The 11,307-nt window shown below is 36.5% G+C and carries 11 protein-coding genes, 1 pseudogene and 1 riboswitch; of the genes and pseudogenes, 2 read left to right on the top strand and 10 right to left on the bottom strand.

From position 1 onward, the window contains the following. Nucleotides 1-452 precede the first annotated feature (452 nt). Complete coding sequence (locus tag ACIQ7N_RS18055) at nucleotides 453-842, top strand: spore coat protein (protein WP_402934592.1); 390 nt, start codon at nucleotides 453-455, stop codon at nucleotides 840-842. Nucleotides 843-1,191: 349 nt separating this feature from the next. Here ACIQ7N_RS18055 and ACIQ7N_RS18050 read toward each other — a convergent pair. The 4 genes and pseudogenes from ACIQ7N_RS18050 to ACIQ7N_RS18035 form a co-directional block, all read right to left on the bottom strand. Beyond that, nucleotides 1,192-1,529 (bottom strand): annotated as a pseudogene (locus ACIQ7N_RS18050) (IS5/IS1182 family transposase); the annotation flags it as partial. A 531-nt stretch (nucleotides 1,530-2,060) separates the two neighbouring features. Next, the gene (locus ACIQ7N_RS18045) at nucleotides 2,061-2,342 is read right to left on the bottom strand and encodes a hypothetical protein (protein WP_402934589.1); all 282 of its coding nucleotides are present in this window, start codon (nucleotides 2,340-2,342) and stop codon (nucleotides 2,061-2,063) included. Nucleotides 2,343-2,352: 10 nt separating this feature from the next. Further along, nucleotides 2,353-2,742 carry an SHOCT-like domain-containing protein gene (locus ACIQ7N_RS18040; RefSeq protein ID WP_402934586.1) on the bottom strand — a complete coding sequence of 130 codons (390 nt, stop codon included), beginning with the start codon at nucleotides 2,740-2,742 and terminating at the stop codon, nucleotides 2,353-2,355. 13 nt (nucleotides 2,743-2,755) lie between these two features. Next, nucleotides 2,756-3,121 (bottom strand): DUF2089 domain-containing protein, encoded by a 366-nt coding sequence (locus ACIQ7N_RS18035; RefSeq protein WP_018393054.1) that lies wholly within the window; start codon nucleotides 3,119-3,121, stop codon nucleotides 2,756-2,758. Nucleotides 3,122-3,608: 487 nt separating this feature from the next. Between ACIQ7N_RS18035 and ACIQ7N_RS18030 the strand changes: the two genes are divergently transcribed. Continuing rightward, nucleotides 3,609-4,523 carry a C40 family peptidase gene (locus ACIQ7N_RS18030; protein ID WP_402934583.1) on the top strand — a complete coding sequence of 305 codons (915 nt, stop codon included), beginning with the start codon at nucleotides 3,609-3,611 and terminating at the stop codon, nucleotides 4,521-4,523. A 250-nt stretch (nucleotides 4,524-4,773) separates the two neighbouring features. On the opposite strand, the gene ACIQ7N_RS18025 is transcribed toward ACIQ7N_RS18030, so the two are convergent. From ACIQ7N_RS18025 to ACIQ7N_RS18000, 6 genes are all read right to left on the bottom strand, one after another. Next, nucleotides 4,774-5,574, bottom strand: coding sequence for an ABC transporter ATP-binding protein (locus tag ACIQ7N_RS18025; RefSeq protein WP_402934580.1), 801 nt, complete (start codon nucleotides 5,572-5,574; stop codon nucleotides 4,774-4,776). A gap of 11 nt (nucleotides 5,575-5,585) precedes the next feature. Then, a complete protein-coding gene (locus ACIQ7N_RS18020; protein ID WP_402934577.1) occupies nucleotides 5,586-6,359 on the bottom strand; it encodes an ABC transporter ATP-binding protein in 774 nt (257 codons plus the stop codon). Between the two features lie 10 nt (nucleotides 6,360-6,369). Next, a complete protein-coding gene (locus ACIQ7N_RS18015) occupies nucleotides 6,370-7,182 on the bottom strand; it encodes an ABC transporter permease subunit (RefSeq protein WP_402934574.1) in 813 nt (270 codons plus the stop codon). 1 nt (nucleotide 7,183) lies between these two features. Further along, nucleotides 7,184-8,137: a nickel ABC transporter permease gene (nikB, locus tag ACIQ7N_RS18010; RefSeq protein WP_402934571.1), complete on the bottom strand. Its 954-nt coding sequence runs from the start codon at nucleotides 8,135-8,137 to the stop codon at nucleotides 7,184-7,186. A 71-nt stretch (nucleotides 8,138-8,208) separates the two neighbouring features. Beyond that, entirely contained in the window at nucleotides 8,209-9,822 is a 1,614-nt protein-coding gene (gene nikA, locus ACIQ7N_RS18005; protein WP_402934568.1) for a nickel ABC transporter substrate-binding protein, read from the bottom strand. 145 nt (nucleotides 9,823-9,967) lie between these two features. After that, nucleotides 9,968-10,160: riboswitch (cobalamin riboswitch) on the bottom strand. Between the two features lie 122 nt (nucleotides 10,161-10,282). Beyond that, nucleotides 10,283-11,281: a hypothetical protein gene (locus ACIQ7N_RS18000; protein ID WP_402934565.1), complete on the bottom strand. Its 999-nt coding sequence runs from the start codon at nucleotides 11,279-11,281 to the stop codon at nucleotides 10,283-10,285. Nucleotides 11,282-11,307 lie beyond the last annotated feature (26 nt).

Below are 11,307 nucleotides of genomic sequence, written 5' to 3'. Positions count from 1 at the left end.
TTAAACGAAAATAAATAAGGAATAGAGACAGAAATAAGGCACTTCCTGTTCAAAATTGAACAAGAAGTGCCTTATTTTTATCTGAGAAAGGTTCGTTTTTATGAAAACGTAAGTTTTTCAGTGCCCTCGTACAATACTGGGGTTTTTCATTTTAAATAAAGAGCAATTTATACACCTACATCACTTACCTTGTTTGTTTATTTATTTAAAGCTGTCCTATCCTGGTAACCCTTTATTAATTTCTTACCTCAGAATGCCATCACCTTACTGAACATTTTCCTCATATTATTTAGTTAATCTCTATGCATATCTGTTATTCATCCAATCTCACCATTACTATTAGCTTTTAATGACATTTATCCAGAAACTATTTTTCACTCCCACTTCCTTTTTGTCCAAACAACTGTATTCAATATGAATAAAATATTGAATAGAAAGGAGGTGAATATAAAATGGCATCATTTGAAATTGGAGCAAGAAGTCTTTTCAATTTTCGAAACGAACGATTTTTCCTATTAGTTGAAGATGAAATTACAATTCCAGCTAAAGGTGTGGAGATTGATCCAGTAAATATCTATGAGATTGACCAACAAACTTTCAATTTTATCAGAGATGAAGGAGATACACCTGTAGTTGTACCACGTTTTAATCTTCCTCCTGTACCACCTGGATTTAAATTAGAAAGAAAATGTATTTTTACAGTCGATAATTCATACTTTGCAATCTATGATTTAGAAGATGGTACTGATAACAATGTTCTATTAAGAATCAGTGCAGCTTTATTTAACTCCTTGAGAAATTCTGGTGTTCGTGAATGTGTTCCTCAAGATTTCATTAATTAGATAGGTATGTTATATACCCCCTCAATAATGACTTTATATTGAAAACAAGCGATCAATTTTTTTGGTTGCTTGTTTTTATTTTGAAGATAATCCCACATGTTTAACACGTATTCTATTCCTCCATTTACTTTTATGATATATTCTTGGTAAGAATGGGGGAACATTTTTTCTATAAGATATAATTTAATATCAAAATTAAAAGCCTTTGCCAAAAAAATAAAACAAAATTTATTTGTACTCTACTTGTCTTATAAAGATCCAAGAACCCCAAATGCTAAACTTATGGCAATATTAGTAGTTGCTTATGCCTTTAGCCCAATAGATTAAATTCCAGATTTTATTCCTATTAAGATTCCACCGTCTTATGCCCTTTTCGCGCATCCGCATCAGAAGAGTAATGCAGATGTTCTTGGAAATCTTCTACGACTTCTTTTAAGACATTCAGCTTGTCTTTGACAGCTGGTATTTGTGCAATTTGTGGTTCATTTCAATGACTGAAATGACTTCCTTACAGTAAGCTAATTCATCCTTTACTTCGTTAGAAGTGGTCTTTGCGGGAAATTTGTTTTTCATCGATTCATCTATTTTATAGACAGCTTTTCGAACGTTTTTTGATTTCTCTTGTAAAAATTCTTGCGGTAATTTTTGATTGTAACGTGCTTTTGTATGTGTGGCATCCACAATAATCGGGGGCACCACCTGCACATGAATGCTTTTATTATAAGGGCCAGCGTGACTAAAATAATAGGTTGATACATTGCGTTGTTTGGAGAAGCATCGCTCGACTCCTGCGGGAAAGCGAGACGGACGAGACCCCGCACGAAGCGAAGCGTAGGAGGAGGCTCGGCGCTCGCCCGCGGAAAGCGAGCGGAATGCTTCGGAAAACAACAGTGCCATATGAAAAAAGCGAGGTATTCGACGATTAACCGCTGAATACCTCGCAATGTGAGAAGATATGGACTTTTTCAGTGCCCTCCTCACTTTTATAGGGTTTTCTCAAATCATTAATTGAAAAAACATCATCTCATTATACAAAAAAGGATTCTTTTGATTCATACCTCCGGAGTACCGAACGCCATCAAAAGAATCCTTTTATTTTATTTCACATATCCAATTTCAATTATAATTAAGTAAATCTAAGCTAGTTTTCTCGGTATTGTAAGCGAGAAAATTAGGTTTTATCTTCAAAATACCAGTCAGTTGAACGGTGCATTGTAATTATAGTTTAACCTTAACTTCAGTACCGTCTTTAGCTTTGACATCGACTAGCACGATTCCCTTATAATTTTTCAGTTCCTTGACAATAGGCTTTAGCGTTTCTTTGCCAATTAGCGAAAAGGTAAAATCCAGTTTTTTTCTTTCGAAGTGCTCGCTTGTCCATTTGTTTGCTTTTTGCTGAACAAATTTTGAAGACAAAATTGCAAAAACAAAGTTTAAAAAAGCATATGGAACCGGGATGGTGAACCGAACGTCTTTTGCTTTCACTTTTACATACATCATAAGCAAATCACTATTCAATAATGACCAAAACGGTATCCCCGTTAGCTGATTTAATATCAACAATTTGGCCATCTAATTCATTTTCGATTGCTTCGATAATAAGGTTGATGTCTATATCTTTAACGTATTTTTCCGATTGAGGAATACTCGCTGCGATGCTGTGTCCAGCCATTAATACAACCTTGACAAGTTTTAAAGGTAAATTGACCGTGACGTTATCATTTTCGGCTGATACAACACGGATTTTTAAAGTTTTATCTAAGTATTTAGTCGGTTTTTCTAAAAGGTTCTCCTCTATTTCTGCTTTCTCTTTTAATACTTGAATCAGTTCCGATGCCTTATCTGCATCAATCTTACCTTCTTGAACCATTGTTAACACTCTTGAGATTTCCTCTTTCATAGTAAATTCCTCCTTATTCTTCTTTTAAGAGTTTAATGGCTTCTTCTGGTGTGATTTCGCCATTTTCCAACATCGTGACAACTTTTTTCTCGTCTACTTCATTTTTCTTCTTCTGCACATATCCAAGGGATGAAATGATGTCTGTTAGCTTTCCTCGTACTGTTGGATACGAAATCCCTAGTTCCTTTTCAACTTCTTTGATATTCCCTCTGCATGTTAAAAATACTTCCACAAAATGAAGCTGATCCTTTGATAAGGATGCCAGCTTAGATAATTCAAACTCATTTTCAATCGTCGTGTGACAATGAGAGCACTGTAACTTTGTAATTTTCAACGTTTTACTGCAGACAGGACAATTTGTGATTACTTTATAAGCCATAATGAAGTCCTTTCCTTTTAGTTGATTTGATTATATAACAAATAATTGAAATTGTGAATAATAAAATTAATTTTTACAATACATAAAATCAATAATCTCAATTCGTTATTTAATATTATTGAATATCCGTTTTCTTTCCTTTATTATTTTATTCCCTTTCCCCCTAAAGAATTGCCACCGGGTGTGGTTGTTCTAGGCGCAAACGTAATATTGCTATTTTGATAGCAACAATACAGTTTTTCATTTTTAGCTTATTAACTGTTTTAAACATCCAAATAAATACTTTAACGCCTATTCATCCAATTATTCCAACTATTTTTAGTAAAATTGCCCATGATTGTTGCAGAAGTTTTACACAGTTAAAATTAAGGTTTCAATTTTGCTGTTTAAGGGGAATCGGTAATATTAATGAAAAATAACTCTTGCCTGTTTCATGCTATTCTTACTTTATTCAATTGCGAAAGCTTTTTGAAAGGAGTAGGTTTAATTGAAGAAAAGATGGTTATTACCGATTTTCGCATCGTTTATGTTCTTCACAGGTGTGGGTGTGCATGATGCAAAAGCGGCAACGATAGCAGATTTAACAAGTACAGCAAAAGCATATATAGGTGTTCCTTATCAATATGGAGGAACAGATATTAAGACAGGTGTAGACTGTTCAGCATATACACAAATTGTTTTTTCTAAGTTAGGGATTTCACTACAACGTACATCTACAGCTCAATATCAGCAAGGTACTTCGATTGCTAAAAATCAGTTGAAGACTGGGGATCTTGTATTTTTTAATACTTCGGGAAGCGGTGTTTCCCATGTTGGCATATACATAGGTGACAACAATTTTATTTCAGCTACTACAAGCTCTGGGGTAAAAATCGATAAAATTAATGATCCTTATTACTGGGGATCTCGTTACGTAGGGGCAAAACGCATTGCAAACTTCACTGAAAATGATTTGGGAGAAGTAAAAGGCACTGAAGTTGACTTTAGCGTATATGCATCGCGTGGAGAAGTAGCGCTTAAACTAGCAAATCAATTACATTTAGATACTAGTAATACCAAGTCAAGTTTTCCAGATGTAAGCCCATCGTCTAAATATGCAGGTGCTGCAGAAGCACTAAAAAAACTCGGCGTTTTTACGGGTGATGTAAACGGAAAATTCAATGCAGGTTCTCCGATAACACGCGGTCAATTATCGAAAGTTTTAGTGGAAGCATTCCATTTAAAACAACAAGGAACACCGTTACAATTTGTTGATGTTCCAAGTTCGCATTGGGCTTACAATTATGTAGCCATTCTTTCTTCCAATAAAATTACGATTGGTAAAGGGAATAATATGTTCGGCGTGGAAGACAATGTCACACTCGTACAATTAGATACCTTCCTCCAACGATTAGCTCAATAACTTCAAGTAAAGGTGTTTCATCTATGGATGAGATGCCTTTTTGCATTCTTTTATTTGCAGGCACTATCATTTCACACTCCCCCACACTTCCAAGCGCTAGCGTATAAAAAAAGCCAGTACAATTGTACTGACTTAAAAAATTTGCTGCATTTAGATAAATGCGATGATGGCTAAGATTTTCATAAAACAATAAGGCATCACTTGACCCAAAAATGGCGACAAGTATGCGAATAGTTGCTAGCGTAATAGTTTACGTATTTTTAATAGTTCGTTCTCGGGGATGCGATGGCAAAATAGCATTGTAAAGTTCTAGAGATGCGGGATGCTTGTATGCTCCATCTTTCCCAATCTCCTCAACTAGCTGACCGTGCTGCATCACGAGGATTCGGTCTGACATAAAACGTGTTGCTTGTAAGTCATGAGAGATGAAAATATAAGCAAGTTGCCTGTCTTTTTGAAGTGTTTGAAGTAATTGTATAATATGCTTCTGCAAGATCATATCAAGACTACTAATGGCTTCATCTAAGACAATCAATTTTGGATTTAAAGCAAGAGCTCTTGCGATGTTGACACGTTGCTGTTGCCCGCCACTAAGTTGTGAAGGATAGTTTTGAGCAATTGAACATTCTAACTCCACGCAGTCTAGTAATTCCTTTACTTTATGTTGTCTATCTGTTTTACTGAAGCGTTCGAAATTAAGGAGAGGTTCTTCTATTATCTCAAAAATCGTCTGCTTCGGATTAAATGAATGATAGCTATTTTGAAAGACCGCCTGTAAATCTCTACGAATTATTTTTTTGTGCTTACTCGTTGCTTCGTAAACATTAATACCTTGAAATAGAACCTCCCCTTTTGTTGGTCGTTCAATTCCTAAAATAATGCGGCCTAATGTACTTTTGCCTGAACCACTTTGACCGACGATTCCTAAACATTCACCCTCTTGAAGCGAAAATGTCACCTCTTGTAATACAGGGGCTTTCCGTCCTCGTTTGAACATGAATGGTTTGTGACCATACTGCATCTCTATATTGTTCACTTCTAGCAGCGTCATATTGTTCACCTCTAAAACATAATTCTCGATTGTAAAAGTTTTTTAGTATAGGGATGCTGAGGTGCATCAAAAAAATCATAGACATTCGTGTGCTCAATTATTTCTCCTTGATACATCACGGCTACATCGTCAGCTAGCTCAGCAATAACACCAATATCGTGCGTTACAAGAATAATAGCAGCTTCCGTTTCCGAACGAATACGATGAAATAATGTTAATACTTGTTTTTGATTGACTGTGTCAAGGGCTGTCGTTGGCTCATCTGCAATATAGACAGAAGCTTGTATCGCCAATGACAAAGCAATCATCATTCGTTGTAACATTCCGCCACTTAATTGGAAAGGATAATAGTGCAAAAGCTGTTCTGGATTAGGTAAATTGACTTTATCCATAGCATCAAGGGCAATCTGTCTCATTTCTTTTTTAGTCATTACAAAGTGAGCTTTTAATGATTCGCGAAAATGGCTTTCGATTGTTTGAATACGATCAAAAGCGATAGACGGATTTTGCATAATCATCGACAGATGCCTTCCACGATACGTTCGCAATTTAGTGGCTGATACATTCAATAAATTTTCTTGTTGGTAGATAATTTGGCCTTGCGTAATTTGCGCCGAAGCCGGTAATGATTGCATGATGGCGTGGCAAAGCATCGTCTTTCCACTACCACTTTCCCCTATAATCCCTAAGACACGCCCTTTATAGGCTGTCATATTAATAGAGCTTACGATATTTTTCTCACCGATTTTTACCGTTAAGTCTTGCACTTCTAAAACTTTCTCCATAAATCCCCCTTTATTGGTCAAGATTCTTGAAACTACTTGCCAAATAATTCAATAATAGCACAACAAAGACGATGGCAAGTCCAGGATAAAGCATTAACTCAGGATGTTGACGGATATATTGTTTTCCTTCACTCACCATCATTCCCCATTCAGGGATGGGGGCCTGCACGCCAAGTCCAATAAAAGAAAAACCTGCGATTTCTAAAATAACCTTTCCTATATCTAATACGACAATTGTTACGATAGGTGGCAGTAAATTGGGGATATAATGGCGTATGATTAATTTGATTCCTGAAGTGCCACTGATTTTTGCTGCTTGAATAAAATCTTTTTCATTCATCCCAATAAACAAACTTCTTATCAGTCTTGAATAATAAATAAATTGTGTAAAAACAAGTGCGATTAACACATTTTTTAAGCTAGGACCTAATAAACCTAAAAGTCCAAATGCAAGGACAAGTGTAGGAAAAGCTAATAAAATATCACATATTCGAATAAATACATAATCTATCATCCCTCTTTTTAGCGCAACAAAAGCACCTAGTAAGATTGCTAAAAGAATGGCTACTAGTTGAATAACGAGCGCAGATCCTAAAGAATAGCGAACACCTAAAAGCAATCGTGAGAAAACACATCTTCCTAGATGATCTGTACCTAATGGATAGTCCCATGTTGGACCTAAAAATTTCTTTGATATATCGACCGCTAAAGGGTCATGGGGCATTAAAATTGGCGCAAACAGTCCCAACAAGCCAATGACCAGCAGTATCGTTAGACTAAATAATCTTTTAACATTTGCACGTTCTTTATGTAATAGACTCACTTCAATCTCTCCTGTCCTTCATCATCAGATGAGGATCCAATAGACGATGCAATACATCTGTGCATAAATTTGCAAGCACATAGATGACAGCAATAATCAATACATAGCATTGTACAACTGGGTAATCTCTGTTAATAATGGATTCTATTAAATACCTCCCGAGTCCCGGCCAACTAAAAACCTGTTCTACAATTACTGCACCACCTAGTAAATTACCAAGCGTCATACCTAACACAGTAGATAGCGGTATAATAGCATTTCTCAAAACATGACGTACGAGGATCACAGAGTTTTTTAATCCTCTTAGCTGTGCATATTGAACATAATGCTGTTGTAATTCTTCAATGATGGTTGTACGGATAAACTGAACGAATAGTCCAATTGTTGGTAAAGCTAGTGCGAGTGCGGGTAAAGCTAGATGAGCTAGTGTGCCCTTTCCATTTGTCGGGAAAATCCCTAATTTCAAACTAAATACATATAGTAGTAAAAAACCTAACCAAAATGTTGGAATCGAAACACTCATGATCGTCAATAGTCTAATGATTTTATCGATGATGGAATGCTTATACAAGGCACTTATGATCCCTAATGGCATACTTAATCCTAAAATTAACACAAATGCAGCAACAGCTAATTCAATGGTTGCTGGTAATTTAGCGAAAAGTTCATGTGCTACTGGTAATTTACTAACAAAAGATGTACCAAAATCTAAATGCAAAACGCCTTTTATCCATAGTAAATATTGAATAAGAAAAGGTTTGTCTGTTCCAAGTTCTTCACGCAATGCTTGAATGGCTTCTGCTGTTGGCGCAACTCTTGCCAATCTAAGAATGACCTCCGCAGGTTCTACTGGAACGAAACGAATAAATACAAAGGTCAGGATGGATACGCCAAATAATACAAACGGCAATGTCAAAATTCTTTTTAAACAAAACATCCATGTCGATTCATACATGCTGTCACTTCCTAATCAATCCTATGATAAAGAGAGAGCTGTCTTTGATCGACATACTCTCTCTTCTATACTTATTTTTCTTTATCCATTTGTGCATATGGAAGATCATATTCAGAGGCACGTGGCGCAAAATCCTTCATATATGGCTGATAAATCATGCTATTTGTTTCGTAAGATATAGGATAGAATAGTGCTTGGTCATGGAACATTGTTAAAATATCCGTATAAAGTTGCACGCGCTCTTTTTCATCTGTACCTACTAATAATTGATGAATTTTAGTATCGATTTCTTTGGCAGTTGGTAAGCCTAATTTCGCTTCATAGACACCATTAGCGTTTGGTGTAGCTGATTCATTAGCAAAGCTATGTGGATCTGTTGGTGGTCCATTTGTACGCCAGAAATTAATATCAACCTGATTATCCATTAATTTTTGCAGACCTACCATCACATCTGCGCCTTCTAAATTCAATTGTACCCCTATTTTTGCTAGTTCACCTTGCATGAGTTCCGCCATTGGCTTTTGAATCGCATCTGTTGCAATGTAGATTAAATCTAATGTTAGTGGCTGTCCGTTTTTAGAGCGAATTTTTTCACCCTTCTGTAGCGTCCATCCCGCTTCATCTAGCAATTGTTGCGCTTTTTTCGGATTATATAAAATTGGCGCTAAATTAATATTGGCATAAGGCACAGCATCCCAAAATAGTGTATTGGCCACTTTTTCAGTACCATGTGTAATACTGTCAACCATTTGTTCCTTATTGATTACATATTGAATCGCTTGACGTACCTTTAATTCTGCTAACGGACCTGACTGTGTATTCAACAGTAGCGCACGTGTGGATAAAGGTTCAGACGTAGCAGTTTTATATTTCCCACTATCTTTTAAAAACGTATAGTTATCTAAACTAATGATGCCACGACCATATATTAAATCTAATTCTTCATTTTCAAAGGCCAACGAAATAGATTCTGAATCAGGGATAATTTTTACTTTTATTTGTTCTACAAGAGGTTTTTCTCCCCAGTAGTTTTCATTGCGACTAAATAAAGCGTATTCATCCTTTTTGTATTCTGTTAATACCCATGGGCCTGTCCCAATTGGTGTTTGGATTGAATCTTGTGTCGCATCACCTTTAGGGAATCCATTATCACCTAAAAAACGGAAAGGTCTTACGAAGGCAAGTTCGTTTAAGACAGGGTAATAGGGTTCATCCAATTGCAAACGAATTGTAAAGTCATCCACTTTCACAACCTCTTTAATATGATTAACCATGCCCATCCAAGAATGCATATCACGATTTGCTAAAACTGCATGAAAGTTACGAATCACATTGTCTGCATTAAAAGACGTTCCGTCAGAATACTTAACATCTTTTCTTAAATGGAAAACATAAGAGGTTTTATCCTTAGAGATGTCCCAACTTTCTGCTAGTTTCGGCGTAATCGTTCCATCATCATTATATTCAACCAATGATTCATAGACCATTGCTTGTGCTGTCATTTGATTTGGTAAATATGTATGGGGATTTAATGGACCTACATCTAATGGCCACCCAATCGTTATCATTTTTTCGTCTGTCTGTTTTTTCGATGCTGTCTCTCCCTTTTCATTGCTTGTACAGCCAGTGAGTAAACTGAACATCAAAATAAGCGTGAAAGGTAGTAAATACTTTGTCAATCTCATTTTATGTCTCCTTCTTTGTTTGTGGTGCACTAAATGAATCTAAAGATTGAAAGAAGGCATAAAAAAACCTTATTCCAAAAGAATAAGGACAGAATAACTTACTATAAGTAAGCCTCTATCCATCTCCCTATCTTTCGTAGATCATCAATGAATCTCTTTACAAGCAGGCATTCTGGCTCATGAATCATAATTTTGCTTCACCTTCCCAAGTAATTTCTCAGTGGTTATCGAAACAAAACTCCTCATTTACAGCTGCGGGACAGCATGGGATTTACACCCATTTTCCTTTTAATTGAATGAAAGCTTATTTCACTCAAACTTGTAATGGTTGCTATGAAATTAGTATTAAACATATCATGCTCTAATGTTCGCGTCAATTTTATTTTCTGAATATAATAAAAACCTACTAGTAATGGCTAACACACAAAGGCCAGGTAGCTTAACCTTGGCCTGTTTTACTTCATATGTCAGCTTTCTTTAATGAAAACAACGTATAGACCGTATCAATTTCATGGGATTTTTCCAAAACCCACGAGGTTTGGGTTAAAATCCGCTGCAATCCCTCTAGCCCAAGATATTGGATTTGCACGCCAATAAACTCTGTAAAACCCAGGTATCCCGGATTTACATGCGCCCGGTCGAAAATTAATGAACCCGTGACCCGAGCGTCCGCCGGGGAGTTAGTATAGAAATGGTTTAGATTTTCAATGATGGCTGCATCCGAACCGTACTCAAATAGACCACCCTCCGATGAACAGAGTTGAATCCAGTCGGAACGTTCTAAACTCATCTTTAATAATGCCTCTGGTTGACTCCAGTCATAATAAATAATATTGAGGGCAATGTCCAGGTCATGAAAGCGTTCCCCTGGCTGCTTCAAAGCATCGATGCATCGCTTGGCAAAATTGGGGCCATAAGTATCGATATCTAAAATATTGATTTCAATCTTACGTTCCTTAAGTAATTCTGGGTCCGATTCTTGAATGAGAATTAGGGTGTTGATACTGTCGGTAGCGGCCCCTCCAGCGATATTGAAGAAACAAAGGTTCCGTTCAGGGAATTGCTTAAGCTGGGGTAGCAAAATTTCCGACTGGCGCCGACAAAGATCCCTCAGCCTGATTCGGAGTCCCATAAAAGAAGTTTGCTTCACCGCCCACTTATCCCGGAAACCTAATTTTATCCCTTTGCTTAAGCCGGGGCCAAGTTTGTACAGCAAAGTACGCATGCCGCTAAGATAGGAATTGTCAACATTCGACATTTTCACAAAGATGTTGCGGATAAAGCCAGGCATCTTTTTTAATGATTCAATGCTCCTGGCTGACTTAAGACAGCTCAAATGATACGCCTGTTCATCAATACTTGCGTTGAAAAGGGGATGAGTAATATCTAAGATAGGCAATTGAATTTCATTCTCGAAAACCGCATAAAGAATTCGCTTATTTTCATTTGCATTGTCCACTTTATCACCACTCTATATCAATTTTC

The sequence above is a fragment of the Lysinibacillus sp. NPDC095746 genome, assembly GCF_044763535.1.
Classification (GTDB): Bacteria; Bacillota; Bacilli; order Bacillales_A; family Planococcaceae; genus Lysinibacillus.
Note: the sequence above shows the minus strand (reverse complement) of the source record. Positions and strands in the feature narration are given on the sequence as shown.

Excerpts from the sequence above, each read along its gene's own strand:
- ACIQ7N_RS18035 (WP_018393054.1), bottom strand. The coding sequence starts at position 3,121 with ATGGCTTATAAAGTAATCACAAATTGTCCTGTCTGCAGTAAAACGTTG.
- nikA (WP_402934568.1), bottom strand. The coding sequence starts at position 9,822 with ATGAGATTGACAAAGTATTTACTACCTTTCACGCTTATTTTGATGTTC.
- ACIQ7N_RS18055 (WP_402934592.1), top strand. The coding sequence starts at position 453 with ATGGCATCATTTGAAATTGGAGCAAGAAGTCTTTTCAATTTTCGAAAC.
- ACIQ7N_RS18040 (WP_402934586.1), bottom strand. The coding sequence starts at position 2,742 with ATGAAAGAGGAAATCTCAAGAGTGTTAACAATGGTTCAAGAAGGTAAG.
- nikB (WP_402934571.1), bottom strand. The coding sequence starts at position 8,137 with ATGTATGAATCGACATGGATGTTTTGTTTAAAAAGAATTTTGACATTG.
- ACIQ7N_RS18045 (WP_402934589.1), bottom strand. The coding sequence starts at position 2,342 with ATGATGTATGTAAAAGTGAAAGCAAAAGACGTTCGGTTCACCATCCCG.
- ACIQ7N_RS18020 (WP_402934577.1), bottom strand. The coding sequence starts at position 6,359 with ATGGAGAAAGTTTTAGAAGTGCAAGACTTAACGGTAAAAATCGGTGAG.
- ACIQ7N_RS18025 (WP_402934580.1), bottom strand. The coding sequence starts at position 5,574 with ATGACGCTGCTAGAAGTGAACAATATAGAGATGCAGTATGGTCACAAA.